The organism is Actinomadura sp. NPDC048955 (genome assembly GCF_040649435.1).
In the GTDB taxonomy this organism is placed as follows: domain Bacteria; phylum Actinomycetota; class Actinomycetes; order Streptosporangiales; family Streptosporangiaceae; genus Spirillospora; species Spirillospora luteofluorescens.
In genome coordinates, this window is the sequence record NZ_JBEZJI010000003.1 from 253,797 (window position 1) to 272,030 (window position 18,234).

General features: G+C 69.9%; 12 protein-coding genes and 1 tRNA gene. 5 read left to right on the top strand and 8 right to left on the bottom strand.

What is annotated here, in order from left to right; all coding sequences use genetic code 11:
• Window positions 1–57 precede the first annotated feature (57 nt).
• Complete coding sequence (locus tag AB0C84_RS04995; RefSeq protein ID WP_361061226.1) at window positions 58–2,871, top strand: sugar-binding domain-containing protein; 2,814 nt, start codon at window positions 58–60, stop codon at window positions 2,869–2,871.
• Between the two features lie 55 nt (window positions 2,872–2,926).
• Here AB0C84_RS04995 and AB0C84_RS05000 read toward each other — a convergent pair whose 3' ends face one another.
• From AB0C84_RS05000 to zwf, 5 genes are all read right to left on the bottom strand, one after another.
• Window positions 2,927–4,102 carry a serine hydrolase domain-containing protein gene (locus tag AB0C84_RS05000; RefSeq protein WP_361061228.1) on the bottom strand — a complete coding sequence of 392 codons (1,176 nt, stop codon included), beginning with the start codon at window positions 4,100–4,102 and terminating at the stop codon, window positions 2,927–2,929.
• Window positions 4,103–4,144: 42 nt separating this feature from the next.
• Complete coding sequence (locus AB0C84_RS05005) at window positions 4,145–4,774, bottom strand: hypothetical protein (protein WP_361061230.1); 630 nt, start codon at window positions 4,772–4,774, stop codon at window positions 4,145–4,147.
• A gap of 155 nt (window positions 4,775–4,929) precedes the next feature.
• Window positions 4,930–5,583, bottom strand: coding sequence for a response regulator transcription factor (locus AB0C84_RS05010; protein WP_361061232.1), 654 nt, complete (start codon window positions 5,581–5,583; stop codon window positions 4,930–4,932).
• Window positions 5,580–6,788, bottom strand: a complete 1,209-nt coding sequence (locus AB0C84_RS05015; protein ID WP_218905574.1) for a histidine kinase — start codon at window positions 6,786–6,788, stop codon at window positions 5,580–5,582. The genes AB0C84_RS05010 and AB0C84_RS05015 overlap by 4 nt, the downstream gene beginning before the upstream one ends.
• A gap of 118 nt (window positions 6,789–6,906) precedes the next feature.
• Entirely contained in the window at window positions 6,907–8,277 is a 1,371-nt protein-coding gene (gene zwf / locus AB0C84_RS05020; protein WP_361061234.1) for a glucose-6-phosphate dehydrogenase, read from the bottom strand.
• Window positions 8,278–8,623: 346 nt separating this feature from the next.
• Here zwf and AB0C84_RS05025 point away from each other — a divergent pair, with 346 nt between their 5' ends.
• Window positions 8,624–9,970: a cytochrome P450 gene (locus AB0C84_RS05025; protein ID WP_361061236.1), complete on the top strand. Its 1,347-nt coding sequence runs from the start codon at window positions 8,624–8,626 to the stop codon at window positions 9,968–9,970.
• Window positions 9,971–10,051: 81 nt separating this feature from the next.
• Window positions 10,052–11,086 (top strand): hypothetical protein, encoded by a 1,035-nt coding sequence (locus tag AB0C84_RS05030; RefSeq protein WP_361061238.1) that lies wholly within the window; start codon window positions 10,052–10,054, stop codon window positions 11,084–11,086.
• A 413-nt stretch (window positions 11,087–11,499) separates the two neighbouring features.
• Here the strand turns inward: AB0C84_RS05030 and AB0C84_RS05035 are convergent, their stop codons facing one another.
• Both AB0C84_RS05035 and AB0C84_RS05040 read right to left on the bottom strand, forming a co-directional pair.
• A complete protein-coding gene (locus tag AB0C84_RS05035; RefSeq protein ID WP_361061240.1) occupies window positions 11,500–12,054 on the bottom strand; it encodes a hypothetical protein in 555 nt (184 codons plus the stop codon).
• 167 nt (window positions 12,055–12,221) lie between these two features.
• Entirely contained in the window at window positions 12,222–13,418 is a 1,197-nt protein-coding gene (locus AB0C84_RS05040) for an RDD family protein (RefSeq protein ID WP_361061242.1), read from the bottom strand.
• 561 nt (window positions 13,419–13,979) lie between these two features.
• Here AB0C84_RS05040 and AB0C84_RS05045 point away from each other — a divergent pair.
• Entirely contained in the window at window positions 13,980–16,373 is a 2,394-nt protein-coding gene (locus AB0C84_RS05045; RefSeq protein ID WP_361061244.1) for a cellulase family glycosylhydrolase, read from the top strand.
• Window positions 16,374–16,700: 327 nt separating this feature from the next.
• On the opposite strand, the gene AB0C84_RS05050 is transcribed toward AB0C84_RS05045, so the two are convergent.
• Window positions 16,701–16,786: transfer RNA gene (locus AB0C84_RS05050), tRNA-Leu, on the bottom strand.
• 115 nt (window positions 16,787–16,901) lie between these two features.
• Between AB0C84_RS05050 and AB0C84_RS05055 the strand changes: the two genes are divergently transcribed.
• Window positions 16,902–18,218, top strand: coding sequence for a M20/M25/M40 family metallo-hydrolase (locus AB0C84_RS05055; protein WP_361061368.1), 1,317 nt, complete (start codon window positions 16,902–16,904; stop codon window positions 18,216–18,218).
• Window positions 18,219–18,234 lie beyond the last annotated feature (16 nt).

Sequence of the window (18,234 nt, forward strand, 5' to 3'; positions counted from 1 at the left end):
AAGGCATCGGCCGACGGGAAGCGCCCGGCTCCGGCCGCACGAAGGAGTGATGGACACATGAGCGGGTCCAGGACCAGAACCACCGCGCTGTGCGCCGTTCTCGCCCTCGGCGGGACGCTGGCGCCGGTGCCGGCGCACGCCTTCGCCCGGCACCGGCCCGCCGTGCAGAGGATCCGGACCTCCGGGACCACGGAACTGACCTCCGGCTGGGCGATCCGATCCTCCGCCGACGTCCGCGACACCGGCGCCGAGATCTCCAAGCCGGACTACCCGGCGAAGGGCTGGCTGCCGCTGTCGCGCCCCGAGACGCTGATGGCGGGCCTGCTGGAGAACGGCCGGTATCCGAACATCTTCCACAACGACAACATGGCGAAGGTGCCGGCCAAGCAGTTCGACGTGAACTGGTGGTACCGCGAGCAGATCACCGTCCATCCCCGGAAAGGCGGCCGGACGTCGCTGGTGATGAACGGCGTCTCCGGAAAGGCCGACCTCTGGATCAACGGGAAGAGGCTCGCCGGATCCGCGCAGCTCCAGGGCTCGTACACGCGGCTGGAATACGACATCACGGGCTACGTCCGGGACGGGGCGAACGCCATCGCGCTCGACGTCTCCCGCAACGACGCCGACATCACCAAGTTCGACACGCCCATGCGGTACCTGACCCAGAACCAGGTCGACTGGAACCCGATGGCGCCCGACCAGAACACCGGGCTCCAGTACGCGCCGCAGATCGTCCAGGAGGGGCCGGTCTCGGTCCGGAACGCGCACGTCCTTCAGGACGACGCACCCGACCTGTCCACCGCCGACCTGACCGTCAAGGCCGACGTCCGCAACAACACGGGCTCTGCCCAGCGGGTGGTCGTGTCGGGGACGGTGACGCGCGGTTCCACCCGCGTCGCCTGCAAGGCCACGGTCACGGTACCCGCGCGTGCGACTCGCACCATAACCATCACCAAGGCGGAGTGCCCCGGCCTGCACCTGGAGCGTCCGGCCGTGTGGTGGCCGTACCAGATGGGCGACCAGCCGATGTACCACCTCGCGCTGGACGCGTCCGTGGACGGAAAGGTATCCAGCGCCGCAACCGAGGACTTCGGCATCCGGACGGTGACGTCGCGGCTCACCAAGCCCGTCCCAGGCAAGACCCACGGCAAGGACGGCTACCGGCAGTTCATCGTCAACGGCAAGCCGCTGGTCATCCGCGGCGCCGGATGGTCGCCGGACCTCTTCCTGCGCTACTCCCCGTCCAACGTCTCCGACCAGATCTCCTACATCCGGAACATGGGCCTGAACGCGGTCCGGTTCGAGGGCAACTTCCCGCCCGACGACATGTTCGCCCAGCTCGACAGGGCGGGCGTCCTCGCCATGCCGGGCTGGCAGTGCTGCGCCCTGTGGGAGGGCAAGTCGTCGACCTGGTCAGACGGGGTCAAGGCCAACGCGTCCAACCAGGCGGGCACGATGGCGGCGCGGCTCCGCGACCATCCGAGCGTCTTCACGTTCTTCCAAGGCAGCGACGACGCGCCCGACCCGGAGAAGGAGGCCCTCTACCTGAAGGCGTTCGCGCAGGCCGACTTCCGGCTCCCGCAGGTGGCCGCGGCGGAGTACAAGTCGTCGCCCAAGCTCGGGCCGGCCGGCACCAAGGAGGGCGGCTACAACTACTTCCCGCCCAACGCCCTCTGGAACAACAGGCGGGAGACCGTCAACACCAACGACCCGACGCTCAGCATGACCGGCAGCGCCTGGGGGTTCGACACCGAGGTCAGCACCGGCAACACCATCCCGACGCAGGACTCCCTGAACCGCTTCCTTCCCCCGGACGAGCAGAAGAAGATCTGGGACCCGGCGACCGCCCAGGGCCAGACCGCCGGCCAGGACATGTACCACACGTTCTTCTACGCCGACTACACGCGCCTGTCCCGGATGGGCGTCTACAACACCCCGCTGTGGCACCGGTACGGCCCCTGGAAGGACGCCGCCTCGTACCAGAAGACCGTCCAGCTCGGTGAGTACGAGGTCACCCGCGCGCAGTTCGAGTCGTACATCGGCAACTCCACCGACAAGGCGAACCCCAGCACCGGGATCATCTACTGGATGCTGAACAAGGCGTGGCCGTCGCTCCAGTGGAGCATGTACGGCACCGACTTCGACCAGCCGGGCGTCTACTTCGGCGCGAAGAAGGCCAACGAGCCGGTGCACGTCATGTACTCCTACGACGACGGCTCTGTGAAGGTCGCCAACCTGACCGGCGCACGCCAGGACGGCCTGAAGGCCACCGCGCAGATCATCGACCTCGACGGCAGGGTCCGCGCCACCGCCACCGCGCCCGTCGGGGCGCTGGGCAGCCAGGACGTCCGCACCGTCCTGCGCCCGAAGGTCCCGTCCGGAATCTCGAAGACCTACTTCGAGAAGCTCACCCTCACCCGCGGCAGCGACGTCGTCAGCCGCAACGTGTACTGGCTGTCGACGAAGGCCGACCAGGTCGACTGGCCGAAGACGCACGCGCCCGGCCAGTACACCCCGTCCAACGGGTTCGCGGTCTTCAAGAAGGACGGTTACGCCGACCTGACCGGGCTGCGCGCCCTCAAGCCCGCCGACATCAAGGTCAAGGCCACCACGCATCGTGAGGGCCGCGAGATGGTGACGAGCGTGATCGTCCGCAACGTCGGCCACGGCGGCACCCCGGCCCTGTTCACCCGGGCCGACCTGTTCGCCGGCGGCAAGCAGGTGCTGCCGATCCGCTGGAGCGACAACGACGTCACCCTCTGGCCCGGCGAGCAGCAGACCATCACCGCCCGCTACTCCGCCACGTCCGCCAAGCCCGACGTCCGCGTGAACGGCTTCAACGTCCCCGACCAGACCCACCGCGCAAGCTGAGCCGACCCGAAGGCCGGACGGGGACCCGCCCCGTCCGGCCTTCCCCTGTGCGCGGCTAGGGCGCCGTGGGCCGGCTTTGGCAGAGCGCCGTCTGGACGGCGGCCTTCATGTCGTCGCTCTGCGCGTCCGACCCACCCGGGTCGAGGTTCACCATGACGGTCGCCTGGCCGCCGTCGACCGTGGCGCCGCTGGCGGTCTCGTAGCCGAAGATGTCGCCGCCGTGCCCCCAGTACAGGCCGCCGCAGGGCAGCCGCCTGCTCTCCAGGCCCAGGCCGTACGCCCGGCCGTCCGCGGCGCCGGTCGGCCGCGTCCTCATCATCTCCCGCAGCTGGGCCGGGCGCAGCAGCCTCCCGTCGACGAGCGCGCCCAGGAACCGGTCGACATCGGCGCCACTGGAGATCATCCCGCCGGCCGAGCCGGCGACCGAGGGATTGAACGCGGTGAGATCGACGAGCGGCGCGTCCGGGCCCGGGCGCACGTACCCGCGCGGGTGCGGCCCGGGGATCGCCGAGGAATCCTGCGGTGCGGACGTCTCGCGCAGGTCCAGCGGGGTGATGATGCGCCGCCGGACCTCCTCGCCCCAGGTGTGGCCGGTCACCTTCTCGATGAGCATGCCGGCCAGCAGGTAGTTGGTGTTGGAGTAGCCCCAGCCGGTGCCGGGCGCGAAGACGGGCGGATGGGCGAGCGCGATGTTCACCAGGTCGCGGGTGTCGTGGTGGGCGAGCGGGTCCTTGAGGATGTCCTGCGGGTTCAGATAGTCGAGGTAGTCCGGTAGGCCGCTGGTGTGTTGCAGCAATTGGCGGACGGTGATCTTCCGCCTGTGCCCGCCGTTCCCGGGGACGACACCGGGCAGATAGCGCTCCACCGGCGCGTCGAGCGAGACGCGGTGCTCTCCCACCAGCTGGAGCACGACCGTGGCCACGAACGGCTTGGTCATGCTGCCGATCCGGAAGCTGCTGTCGCGGGGGACCGGTGCCTGGCTGGTCACGTCCGCGACGCCGCTGGTCAGCACCGTGCTGCCGCTCCGATCCCGCAGGTGGAGGAGCGCTCCGGGCCCGCCATCGACCGTGGTCAGCCTGTTCAGGAGCCTGCGCAGCTCAGCCTGGTCGGCGGCTCCGGCGGAGGGGCTGGCGGCCCGCGAGGTGCCGGTGCCGGTCAGTGCGCTCACTGCGACACCGGCCGCCACGGCCAGGGTGAGTGCGCCGCGCAGCGCACGCCTCTGCTTGATCATTTTTGGTTCCCTGAGTCCGGTGGTGATGATGATCGGGTCGGGCTAGGCCGTCGCGGGGGCCTCGGCCCCGCGGTGCGCGGGGGCGGGCTCGCTCTGCTCGCGGCTGTGCGGGAAGAGGGCGAGCCAGATCAGCGCCGCACCCGCCGGCAGGAGGTCCAGATTGGCCATGATGCCCACGAAGGCGAGGACGAGCAGGACGGCGCTGCCGGCGGCCACGGCGCGCCGGGGGCCGACGACCGCGTACTGGACGAGCAGCGCGGTCAGGCCCAGCATGAAGAGCACCGGCCCGATCTCGTAGAGCGCCTGGGGGAGTACGGCCGGGACGTCCGCGTACCGGTCGGCGAGCGCGCTCTTCTCGGCGGCGTCCGCCGCCCGCAGGCCGACGACGATGTCGATGATCGCGACGCGGACGAAGGTGACCAGCCCGACGGCGGCCGCGGCGGCGAGGGCGCCCGCGGTGATCCGCCGTGCCCTGCCGCGCTCCGCGCCCGGCAGGCGCCGCCACAGGCCCGCGATCACCAGGCCGTACAGGAGCAGCGAGCCCAGGAAGAGCAGGTGGCCCACCGTCCAGGCGGGGCCGGGCCCGTGCTGCCCGTCACGGCCGTCGATCAGCCGGACGACGCCGTAGGCGAGCATGAGGGCGGGGGCGAGATGGAAGGCGATCCTGGTCATGAGGGGTTCTCCCGGAGGTCGAGGCTTGCGTCCCTGCGTTTTCGATCTTCAGGGAGAGCGGTGGTCCGGGGGATCGCCGTCGCGGGGGGTCTTCGGGCATCGGTGGCGCGGGGGAGAACCGGGGCGCGGCTCCCTCGCGCGAGGGAGCCGCCCCTTCAGGAAGGCTCGATCAGCCGGGTCTCGTACGCGGCGATCACGGCTTGGGTGCGGTCGCGGATGCCGAGCTTGGCCAGCACGTTGCTCACGTGGGTCTTCACGGTGTGCTCGCTGACGACCATGGCCGCGGCGATCTCCGCGTTCGACAGGCCGCGGCCCAGCAGGCGCAGGGTCTCGCGCTCCCGCTCGGTCAGGACCGACAGGCGGTCGGAGACGGCCGCGCCGGCCCGCGGGCGGTTGCGCGTGATGTCGGAGATCAGCCGGCGGGTGACGGTGGGCGCGAGCAGCGACTCCCCCGCCGCCACCACCCGGACCGCGTGCACGAGGTCGTCGCGGCGCACGTCCTTGAGCAGGAACCCGCTCGCCCCGGCGTAGAGCGCGTCGTAGACGTAGTCGTCCTGGTCGAACGTGGTCAGCATGATCACGCGCGTCCGGGTCCCGGCGCACACGGCCTTCGCGGCCTCGATGCCGTCCATGCCGGGCATGCGGATGTCGAGCAGCGCGACGTCGGGGTCGTGCTCGTCCACGGCGGCGACCGCGGCCGCGCCGTCCTCGGCCTCGCCCACCACCTCGATGTCGGGCTGCGCGTCCAGGATCATCGCGAAGCCGGTGCGGACGAGCTCCTGGTCGTCGGCGAGCACCACCCGGATCACGCGGCCACCGCCGCGGCGCAGGGCAGGGTCGCCGAGACCCGGAACCCGCCGCCGGGCAGGGGACCGGCCTCGGCCGTGCCGCCGCAGGCGGCGGCACGTTCTCCGATGCCGATGAGGCCGTCGCCGCCCCGCCGCCAGCCCGGATCGGCTCCGCCGTGGCCCTGCCCGTCGTCGGTCACCGTGATCTCCAGTTCGTGGTCGGTCCAGCGGAGCAGCACCTCGGCCGCCCGCGCGCCGGCGTGCTTCACCGTGTTGGTGAGCGCCTCCTGCACGATGCGGTACGCCGCCAGATCGGCGTCGGCGGGCAGGTCGCGGCGCTCGCCCTCGACGGTGAGCCGCACGTGGACCTGGGTGCGGTTGACGTGCTCGACCAGCCCGGGCAACGCGTCGATGGTCGGCTGCGGCGCGCGCACGCCGTGGTCCTGCTCCTCCTTCAGCACGCCCAGCGTGCGGCGCAGCTGGGCCATCGCGTCCCGGCCGGCGTCGGCGATCGCGTCGAAGACCCGTTCGGCCTGGCCGGGATCGGTGTGGACGACCACCGGACCGGCCTCGGCCTGAACGACCATGAGGCTGACGGCGTGCGCGAGCACGTCGTGCATGTCGCGGGCGATGCGGGCCCGTTCCTCCGCCGCCGCGCGCGCCGCCTCGGCCTGGCGTTCGCGTTCGAGCGCCTCGCGTTCCCGTTCCAGCTGCGCGGACCGTTCCACCAGCGCGTTCGACCGTTCCCGCGCGGTCCGCGCCAGCGTGCCGAGCAGGAACGCCGTCATGGGCAGCAGCAGCGTGAACATGAACTCGCCCGCGTCGTTGTTCTTCACGAGCAGCGCACCGGGCGGGATCGACGCCACGACCACGCCAATGAACCCCCACCGCTGCCAGCGATGCCGCCCCAGGTCGGCGAGGGTGTAGATCGCCACGAGCGCGCCGTACTGCAACATCTGGCCGGGCCGGTGGTGCAGCGACACCCCCATGGCGAAGCACGCCACCACCAGCGCGATCGCGAACGGCGCCCGGCGCCGCCACACGAGCGGGACGACCGTGCCGAGGTTGAACACCACGCCGAACGGCGTCACGTCGGGCGCCGTGGCGAAGGGGACGAACACCGGGACGGCGACCGCCGCGGCGACCAGCACGTCCACGAGGCGGCCGCCGCCCCCACGCCGCCGCAGCCACGTGAGGGGGCCGAAACCGCTCAACCGATCTGACATCCCCCCAGTATCGGCCGGTCCGCGCCGTGCCCACCTCGCTCGCACGAGGGATCTTCCCCGGTCACGGCGACTCGGGAAAGGAAAGATCCGGGCTGAACGAGCTTCAGGCCCGTGCGTATCAGTCGAAGGTGGTGGAGATTTCGTGCCAGCCGCCGGGAACGAAGGTGGCTGCTTCGTCCGGCCCCCAGGAGCCTTTGGCGTAGGGGAGGGGCTGGGAGGGGAGGTCGAGGACGGGCTGGATGATGCGCCAGGACTCCTCAGCCAGGTCGAAGCGGACGAAGCGGCGGGGGTCGCCGGTTACGGCGTCGGTGAGGATGCGCTGGTAGGCCGCCTCCATCGGGCCCAGGACCTTGGTGAAGTCCACGCTGAGCGGGACCTGCCGGGTGCTGTTGCGTCCGGGGTCTTTCGCGAGCAGGTCGAACGTGACCCCCGCGTCGGGCTGGATGCGGAAGCGGATCAGATTGGGCTCCGGGGCGCCGTCGAAGTAGGTGGTGGGCGGGGTGCGGAGCTGGGCGACCACTTCCAGGTCGGTGGTGCCCAGTGCCTTGCCGGAACGGATGTAGAACGGGACGTCGGCCCAGCGCCAGTTGTTGATGCGCAAGCGCAGCGCCGCGTAGGTCTCGGTGGTCGAACCCTCACGGACGCCCTCGGTGGCGAGGTAGCCGTCGTACTGGCCGCGGACGACTTCGTCGGGCGCGACGGTCTCGACGGCGCGCAGCACCCGCCACTTCTCGTCGATGAAGGCGCGTGCGTCGGTCGACGGCGGCGGGTCCATGGCCAGGAGCGCGAGGATCTGCAGAAGGTGGTTCTGAACGACATCGCGGATCGTGCCGTTGGCGTCGTAGAACGAGCCGCGGTCGGCGACGTCGAAGTCCTCGGCCATGGTGATCTGCACGTTGTCGACGTAGTGACGGTTCCAGATCGGCTCCAGGAGCATGTTCTCGAACCGGAACATCAGCAGGTCCTCGATCGGCTCCTTGCCGAGGAAGTGGTCGACGCGCCTCAGATGGTCCTCGTCGAAGAACTTCAGCAGCTCGGCGTTCAACGCCCGCGCCGACTCCAGGTCATTGCCGAACGGCTTTTCGACGACCATCCGGGCGTTCCTGTTCAGGCCGGCCTCGGCCAGGCCCCCCGCGACCGTCGCGAACAGCGAAGGAGGAACCGCCAGGTAGTGAGTCAGGAATTTCGCCTCGCCGACCTCGCGACGGATCGCATCGAAGGTGGCGCCGTCGGTGTAGTCGCCCGCGACGAGCCGCAGGTTCCCTGCGAACTTCTCGAACGCCGCGTCGTCCACCTTGTCGTGCTTGGCCTCGCATGCCTCACGGGCCCGGCTTCGCAGCCCGGCCAGGTCGAGGTCGGTCTTGGCGACCCCCACGATCGGCTGGTCCAGCACTCCGTCCGCCGTCAACCGGTACAACGCCGGCAGCAGCATCTTGTACGCCAGATTCCCGGTGATCCCAAACAGCACCAACGTGTCGGCCCGCTCCATCGCCGGCCTCCTCTCCTCGGCTCACAGCTTGCCGTCCCGGCCATCCGGCGAACAAGCGCCCCGCGGATCGCATCGACGCCGGGATGAGGGCAAGGGTCCTCATGCCACTCAGCGAGTTGATTGTGGTTGACAGGAGCGGATTCCATAAATATCGTGCTAAGAGCGTTGCTGCGAGTCTTTGTCAGGCAAATAACCTTCGATGGCTCCGATCGGTCGCCAACTGTCCGTGCCGTGTCGCCAGATCGGCGGGGACCAGCTGGGCTGACCGCTGAGCTTCCCGTCCGTTCACCTTGGAGCGGTCCAGTCTCGAATTGACGCTGCGCAACTGTACGGAGCCGCCGTGCGCATGCCATCGCCACCGCCGACCCGGATCCCCAGCCCACCCGGAAAACTGCCGGTCATCGGCCACAGCCTGTCCCTGATGCGTGACCCGCTGGCCTTCATGGAGTCACTACGACCGTACGGCGACGTGGTCCGCGTCTCCATCGGCCGCCTTCCCGTGTACGTGGTGACCTCGTCGTCGCTCGTCCATCACCTTCTCGTGGCGGAGGCGGGCAACGTTGAGAAGGGGATGCTCTTCGACAAGGTCCGGCCCCTGATCGGCAACGGCGTCTTCACCTCGAACGGCGCCTTCCACATGCGTCAGCGGCGGCTGCTCCAGCCCGCCTTCCACCGCGACCGCATCGCCGGTTACACCCGCATCATGAGCGAGGAGACCGCGCGGCGGGCCGGGGAATGGCGGCCGCGGCAGGTGCTCGACGTCCAGCGAGAGATCTTCGACCTGACGTTGAAGATCATTGCCGCCACGTTGTTCGCCACCGACCATGCCCGCGAGGTCGTCGCGGAGTTCCAGCAGAACTTCCCGCGCATCGTCGCGGGCATCGGCTGGCGCACCATCGCGCCGACGCCCCTGGTCGAACGGCTTCCCGTGCCGGCCAATCGCCGGTTCAACGAGGCGACGCGGGGACTGCGCCGGGCGGTCCAGGAGACGATCGCGAGGTATCGGGCCGACGGACGCGACCACGGCGACATTCTCTCCATGCTGCTCGCGGCCAAGGACGAGCGCACGGGTGAGGGCATGAGCGACGAAGAGATCCACGACGAGGTCATCGCGTTGCTCGTGGGGGGCACCGAGAGCACCGCGCTGACCCTGTCCTGGCTGTTCTACGAACTCGGACGGCATCCGGAGCTGGACGCACGGCTCCACGCGGAGATTCGTACCGTTCTGGGAGACCGGCGGATCGGGTTCGAGGACGTCGGTGAGATGACCTTCGTGCGGGCCCTCATCACCGAGACGCTCCGGCTTCACCATCCCATCTGGATCGTGATGCGCAGAGCGCGATCGCCGATCGACCTCGGAGGCGTACGGATTCCCCGGGGAGCGGAGATCGTCTTCAGCCCCCACACGCAGCAGTTGGATCCCGGCCTCTTCCCCGAGCCTCATCGGTTCGAGCCCGGGCGCTGGCTGTCATCGTCCGCTCCCGTGCCCCGGGAATCTTTTCTGCCGTTCGGGGCGGGCCGCCGCGTGTGCCTGGGTGATGCGTTCGCCTGGACCGAGATGACGGTGACCGTCACCACCATCGCCGCCCACTGGTCGCTGACTCCTGCCCCGGGGAGCCGCGTGCGTCCACTCGCACTCGCGACCGTGTACCCCCGCGACCTGCGAATGGTCCTCGATCCGCGTCCCTGGTGAGTGGTCTTCCTCATGAGCGATCCTGTCCTGACCGTTGAGATACCTTCGCTGTACTGTCCGCTGCGCACCCGGATACACCCGATGCTCGCCGAGTTGGAACAGCGCGGAAACGACTGGATGGCCGCCCACGGATTCAACGAGAACGAGCGCCTGTGGCGGCGTGTTCAGGAGAGCAACGCCGCCGAATTCTTCGCCCGGATCTGCCCGGACGCCGCGCCCGAACGGCTCCAGATGGCCATCGACTGGAGTTACCTCATGTTCGTCTTCGACGATCTTCTGGACGAGGCCCAGGTGACCGGGGCCTCACAGGGATTCGTCGACATCGCGGCGCGCGTCGTACGGACCCTGGCGGATCCGGGCTGCGAGATGATGGCCGGCGACGACCCGTTCCGCGCTCCCGTCCAGGACCTGGCGCGCCGCCTCCGGCGATACGCCACCCCCGCCCAGATCGGCCGCCAGCTGGACGCGCACCGCGCGTGGCTGCTCGGGGTCGCGTGGGAGATCAACTGCCGGCTCGCAGGCACCGTGCCCACTCTCAACGACTACACCGCCATGCGCCCGGTGTTCGCCGCCGCCGATCCGACGCTGGTATGGGCCGAGATCGCGCTCGGCGCGCCCATCTCCGAAGGCGAGATGTCCTCTCGCGACGTCTCCGCACTGCAAGAGATGACGGCGACCTACGCCGCCTTCAGCGACGATCTGTACTCGCTCGGCAAGGACCTGTGGTTCGCACAACGCCAGGGAGGCGGGAATCCGAGCGGGCTGAACCTGGTCAATGTCTTCGTCACGCACGAGCACTGCACGATTCAGGAGGCCATCACCAAGGCGGTGGACCTGTGCAACCGCATCGCCCGCCGTTTCGTCGACGTGCGCGACAAAGTCGAGCCGCACGCCAGTGACCGGCTCCGGCCCTATGTCGCCAACCTGGGCCACCTCATGCGCGGCAACATCGAATGGGGCCTGGCGACGCCGCGTTACAGCAATCCCGACGGGGAGCACCCCGGAGCCGTCAAGACCATCTGCACCTGGTCGGACACGCCACCGCCCGGAACCGACCAGCCTCCGGAGATTCCCTCGATCGCCTGGTGGTGGGAGGAGCCGGTGGCGCTGGGGTGAGCGTGGCGAGATGAGGACCCCGCCGGCCGGGCCGCATGGTCTACGCGCCCGGGGCTGAAGATGACGTACCACCCCGAGAAAAAACTTGTGGAAGCCAGGGTGACCCTGGCTTCCACATGTGCAAAACGCTGGTGTCCGAGGGGCGACCACAACCATAAGCACATGCCAACGGCCACCCCGATCGACGACGTCTACCGCGTCCCGTTGGGCCGGCCACCCGCCCGCACGCGTAGCCACCCCTGGGCCCGCACGCGGAATAACCGCGCGGGGGCGGGGCCCAGCGCCATTAGCCAGACCGTTATGCGCAGCACACCGCGCAATGCCTGAGGGGCCCGGGTAGGCGGAACGCCACCGGGCCCCGTGCGTGCGGTGGCGGGGCGCCCCGTGGGCTCAACGATCAGGCGCCACAGTTCTCAGTGAATAATGCCGGCAGCCACCTGTGCCGCACTCACAACGGCACTCCATTCGGGTCGGGATATCACTTGAGCGTCTTCGAGTTCGGTGGGCAAGGAGTCCAAGAGAGGATCTAGGACAGCGGTCAGACTTTCGATCGCCGCAGCCTCTGCCTCGTTCTCAAGCGTCACACCGATCTGAGCTCGCGGGTCCTCTGCGACCAAAGTGTCGTCGTAGAGGACGTTGACATTGTGGGTCAGGTCATCATAGAAGCCTGGCTGAGCGTAGGTGCGCTCCACCCAGACGCGACGCTGATACTCCGGATCCGAAAGCGCCCGTAGGACCTCGATGACAGCACGACGCATGTCAGGGAACCGTACGACGTTCCCACGGTTCTCCGGGTCGGTCCAGCGGCCGACACCCTTCTTGTTCGGACTGCCGTCCCCCCACTTATCCGGGACCTTCTCGAGTGCCTCGGCGGGCGGCATCTCGTCGACCCATTTGCCGCTCTCCGACTCGGGGCGCGAATCGCTGTCGCCGGGTTCGGTGGCGGTCTCGCCGTTCCCCTTCGCCACCTCCGCTTCCTACTGCACACCCTGCTGCTCACCAGGGGAGGAGCCGGTCCTCTCGTCTGCTTCGTCGCGCCGGTCGGTGTCGTTCTGCGGTGGAATCGCCTGGCTGAGGTCTCCGGGCTTGGCGGAGTCCCATCGCCCGCCGGACTCCCGCTCGGCGCGCCCTTCTGTTAGAGGAAGAGGATGACGTTGAGGGTGGGGACGTGGATCAGGAGGAAGGCGTTCTTCGCCTTCGCCGTCGCCTCCGGCCGGCGTGGGGAGACGGCGGTCGTGACGACCACGTAGCGGTCCTGGGTTCCGACATTGCCGATGCGGGCGCCCCCCGGCGGGTCGACGTCGCCGTCCGGAACGAAGCGCAGGTCGGTATGCCGCAGACGAGGCCGGGCGCCGGCAGCGGAGGCCCGGTCGGGGAACTTGAGAACGTGGCTGCTGACCAGGACGCCGTCCGTGGTTCTGAACGCGATCTCGATCCGTCCCTCGCACCCGGTCCGGCGCAGGACGGCGCGGGCTTGCCCACTGGTCGCTCCCGCCAGACAGCCCTTCTCATCGTCCAGGACCTTGGCGGCCGTGCGCTCGTAGGTCTCGGACCGCCCCCCGAAGCGGTTCTCGAACCGGGTGGCGCCGTCGTAGAAGGTGTCGACCTCGAACGCCGGGCCGCCGATGGCGGATGGCCCGGCGGTCACGAGCACGACGGCGAACGGTGCGGACAGGACGGTCGCCCCCAGAACACCTAAAGTGGAGCCGAGCGCGATGCGCTGCTTGCGTTCGCGCGCCTCCCAGCGGCGCACATGGTCGGGAAGTCCGGTAGGGCTTGGAGACCCGAGCGCCGCCAGCCCGCCGGTCTCCGCGGGCGCCGGGGGAGCCTGGGCCCGGACGACCACCGTCCCGGCGCGCCGGTCGTGCAGGCACTGTCTCAGCCGCTCGTCTTTCCTGTATACCCAGGGGTCGCTGATCAGCGGTAGGGACGCGGAGTTCCTCGGGAGGGCATACCGCCGGAAGGACCGCCGCCAGTTCGGGGGCCGTGTTCCGTCCTCCTCGCGCACCACCCGGATCCCGGCGACTCGTTGGCCCAGGGTGCAGCCCCACCGCACGATTCCCCCGACGCGCAGCAGCGGCGGGCCGGCCATGCCGAGGACCACGACCGGGGCGGTCGCCCAGAGGAACGAGGTGGAGGAGCCATCGGACAGCAAGGCGACCGCGTAGACCGGCGACACAGCCGCCATGACCACGAAGAAGGCGGCCAGCAGGTCGAACACGCGGGCCGCGACCCGCTGCCGAGTGCTCGCCAACACCCGCACGACGCGGCCGTCATCGCCCGGTACCCGCTCTGGGGGCGTCCCTGCCGGGACATACAGGGGGGTCGTCACGGGCGTACATGCAAGCACACCCCAACCCCAGCCTCGCGGCCGAGTCGACCATGAAGATCCTGAAACCGGAGGCCCAGTTCGGCGACCGCCCCCCGACCCTGCCCGATACGTGTCGCGCAAGCGGTCGACCTGTATGACAACGAGGCCCGGTGAACTGATCCCAAAGCTCGGATGGCAATGAACCCCGGTCCCGTGCTCCTGCACGCCTCCAGGTACATCAATTCTGAGAAATCGCGAAAAATAATGACGCCGTTCCTGCGGGCGGTGGCCAAGGGCCCCCCTTCCGCGATGCCCGCGCCGAAGCCGGCCTGTCCGCGGGCGGCGACTGGCCGGTGAGCACCCCGGATCCGCCGCGGGCGTGCACGTCGCGGTCAACCGGGTGGCGCCCGGCGAGAAGGTCGCCTTCGCCGGGGGCGAGCGGGTCCATCCGGCGCCGCCTTGGCCGGACGGCGACTCGTCGGTTCCCGGAAAGGCCAGCAAACATGAGGAAACTTCATGTATTTTGGCGCTTCCCGGCGCCTGGAGGCCACATTGGGTTCGCGACGTCTCGTGTCAACGGCCGTGGGTGCCGTTCTGGTACTGGTCGCGGCGGGGGCTCTGATCGATCCAGTCGGGTACTTCGCGTTGCTGGGAATGCCCGGACGGGTGGTACCGGCGGCGCGCTGGCAGATCGTCCCCCTGGTGGTCTACGTTCCGTTGCTGCTGACGGGCACGGCGTGGGTCGTGGCCGCCTTCGGGCATCTGGGACGGCGGGCGCGCTTCGCGACGGTCTGGGCGGGGTTCGTGCTGACCGCCGTGGTCGCGAAGGCCGCCATGTCGGTCGCGGCGACGGCACCTGAGCTGGACGTCGCCGACCTGCTGTGGTCGACGAGTTTCACCGTGCCGAAAGCGGCCCTGTACGCACTGGTCCCGGCGGCGGTCACCCTCCTTGCGCGTGCGGGAGAGCGTGAGGAGGGCGAGCCCGCCCGCCGGGCGCACTGGCCGGTCGCGGCCATCAGCGTCTCGGCGGTGGCGGTGACCGGGATGTGGGTGGCGTCGCACTGGTCGCGGGACCTGCCGGAAGGACTGCCGTCGGCGTCCCCGCAGGGTGGGGTGGCCGGGCTCCTCGCCGGGCTGGTGACGCTGTTCCTAGCGCTCGCCCGCACCCAGCGGACCTTCGCACGCCGATCCCGCACGCCCTCGGGGGCCTTCCTCGGCGGATGGCTGGCCGCGCTCTGGGCGGGCATCGTCCTCGGCGCCGTCCAAACCGCCGGACTCCTGATCCTGGACGGGCCGGGCGCTCCCCTGCAGACGCCCGCGGCCCTGTGGATCAGGCTCGGAGAGGGCGCGTCCCTCGGCGTCGCCTTCGGCTGGCTGCCCGCACTGCTGGCCTTGCCCGCTACCGACCGCGCGTGCAGGCGGGCGGCCGGTGGCGCCTCCGCCGCGACGGCCCTGAGCTTCGCGGTCGCGGTGGCGGCGATGGCCGGAGCCGTGGCCCTCGCCGGGCCGGAGCCCGCGCCCGTCGCCCGCAGACCCGCCGCCGCGCCGGAGACGGAGCTGTCACCGTTGCGGGCCGTCCGGGGGAAGCGGCCTCGCATCGTCGACAGTGAAGGCCGGCAGGTCCTGCTGCGCGGAGTGAACGTCAACCAGTTGGTGGACTTCTATGCGCCGCGCCCGGGAGTGCCGACGACACTGCCGCTCGGCGAGGACGATTTCGCGCAGATGGCGGCGCTCGGCCTGAACGTGGTGCGGCTGGGGGTGTCATGGTCACGGGTCGAACCGGGCCCCGGCCGGTACGACGAGGGTTATCTGCGGCAGATCGACCGGGCCGTGGCCTGGGCGAAGCGGCACGGACTGTACATGGTGATCGACATGCATCAGGACGGCTGGAGTGACCTGCCCACCCCGGCCGGAACCTCGTGCCCCTTCGGCACGTCCCCGATGGACGGCTACGACGGCGCACCCGCGTGGGCGACCAAGACCGACGGCGCGCCGCGCTGCCAGTTCACCGGACGCGACATCTCGCCCGCGGGGAACCGCGCGTTCACGAACTTCTACTATGACCGCGACGGTGTCCAGGGCCGCCTGGTGAAGGCGTGGGGCATGCTCGCCGCCCGCTTCGGCGACGACCCCGCGGTGGCCGGGTTCGACCCGCTCAACGAACCCGGCTTCGGTGAGCAGGCGCCGCTGACGTCGACGCTGCTGCTCGGCCGTTTCTACGACCGTGTCCTGCGGGCGATCCGCTCCGCCGAGTCCCGTCCCCACCTGCTGTTCGCCGAGCCGAGCATCTTCTGGTCCGGCACCGGGTTCGACGCGATCCCGCGGGGCTCCTTCCGGTCCGATCCCGACGTCGTCTTCGCGCCCCATCTGTACGCCGAGTCGATCACCATGGACGCCTCGCTCGGGCTGCCCGTCATGACCTCCGTTGAGCACGGCTTCGCCCTCGCGCGGCGGGCCGCCGGCGACATGCCGGTCTGGAGCGGCGAGTGGGGGTTCTGGGGCGATGCCGGCTCGGTGGCCGGCAGGCTGCGCCGCTACGCCCGCCAAGAGGACGACAGCAGGATCGGCGGAGCCTTCTGGGTGTGGAAACAGGCGTGCGGCGATCCGCAGAACGGCGTCGAGCCGACCGGGAACGGGCTCAACAACCTCGACTGCGCGACGGGACGCTTCCTGCGCCGCGACGCGGTGGCCGAACAGGAGATCTCGCGCGCCTACCCGCGCGCGGCCCCGGGCGTCCTCACCTCGCTGCGGTCCCTTCCCGGCGGGCGGCCGGGCGGAAAGGCCGCCGGGCCGCAGGAACTCGCGCTCACCGGAAAGACAACGGGTGGCGGCTGTGAGCTGGACATCTGGGTGCCGGGAGAAGACCGTCCCGCTCCCGCGGTCACCGGCATCGAGAGGATCGAAGCGAGAAAGGTCGAGGGCGGCTGGCGGGTCACCGGCTGCGCCCGCGGCTCGTACCGGCTGACGATCAGCTGACCGGCGGCCCGTCCACTACTTCACGGATGAGCCGCGGGCCGCGGCCCAGTGCCCCGGTGACCTGATCGCAGAACGCGTCCGCCGTCCGTGCCCTGAGTGAGCGCTCTGCCGATGGTCGCGCCGCGCGGCAGGTCGAAGACGGCGTCGCGGTCGCAGTCCGGGTGACGTCCTCCACCAGTGCGGTCGTGGTGGGCCACCGGCGGTAGATCGAGGAGCGGTTGCGCCACCTGCTGCCCGGCACCGCGAAGGACGCCGACGTCCTTCACCGGAAGAACCCCAGAAACGCAAAGTGGGACAGATGAGCATCTGTCCCACTTTGTCGTGAAGTGTCCGAGGGGGGACTTGAACCCCCATGCCCCGTAAAGGGCACTAGCACCTCAAGCTAGCGCGTCTGCCTATTCCGCCACCCGGACCGGTCGCAGGCCGCAGCGGGGCTGCGGCGGCGGAGTTCACCATACCAAAGGTGGCGAGTCGCGGCGAAGTCGATCGGCGGGGCACCATGGGACGGTACGCGAGCGACACGAGGTGATGATTGTGGTGCGGCAGCCGACCGCCGAGGACGAGGTCGTTCAGCTCTGCCAGGAGCTGATCCGGATCGACACCAGCAACCCGGGCGACCATTCGGGGCCGGGGGAGCGGGCCGCGGCGGAGTACGTCGCGGAGAAGCTGGAGGAGGTCGGGCTGGAGACCCGGATCTTCGAGTCGCATCCGGGACGGGCCAGCCTGGTAGCGCGGATCGAGGGAGAGGATCCGTCCCGGGACGCGCTCCTCTTGCACGGGCATCTCGACGTGGTGCCCGCGCGCAAGGAGGACTGGACGCGCGATCCGTTCGGCGGGGAGATCGCCGACGGGTGCGTGTGGGGGCGCGGGGCCGTGGACATGAAGGACATGGACGCGATGATCCTCGCGGTGGCGCGCCAGCGGCTGCGGGAGGGGCGCAAGCCTCCGCGGGACGTGGTGCTCGCCTTCCTGGCCGACGAGGAGGCCGGGGGGAAGTGGGGCGCGCACTGGCTGGTGCGGGAGCATCCCGAGCTGTTCGAGGGGTGCACCGAGGCCGTGGGGGAGGTCGGCGGGTTCAGCCTGACGGTGCCCGGGGACCGGCGGATGTACCTCATCGAGACGGCGGAGAAGGGCATCGCGTGGATGAACCTGACCGCCGCGGGGACGGCCGGGCACGGGTCGATGGTCCATCCGGACAACGCGGTCACGGCGCTCGCGGCGGCGGTCGCGCGGCTGGGGGCGCACGAGTTCCCGGTGCGGCTGACGAAGTCGGTGCGGGCGTTCCTGGAGCGGGCCTGCATGGCGTACGGCGTCGAATTCGATCCGGAAAGTCCGGAAAAGTGCCTTGAGGAGATCGGGCCGCTCGCGCGAATGATCGGCGCGACGCTGCGGAACACGCTCAATCCCACGCGGCTGGACGCCGGTTACAAGGCGAATGTGATTCCGCAGACCGCCATGGCTCAGGTGGACGGACGATTCCTTCCCGGGCATGAAACGGAATTCTTCGCGACGGTGGACGAACTTCTCGGTCCGGACGTTCAGCGGGATTTCATCCACCACGACATCGCGCTCGAGACGGACTACGAGGGCGCGCTCGTCGCGGCGATGGAAGCGGCGCTGACCTCGGAGGACGAGGGCGCGCTGCCGGTGCCGTACTGCCTGAGCGGCGGGACGGACGCCAAGGCGTTCTCCACGCTGGGCATGCGGTGCTTCGGGTTCGCGCCGCTGAAATTGCCCCCAGAGTTGGACTTTTCCGGAATGTTCCATGGCGTCGACGAGCGCGTTCCCGTGGACGGGCTGCGTTTCGGCGTGAGGGTGCTCGACAAATTCCTTGATCGCTCCTGAATTTGCCATCACCAGA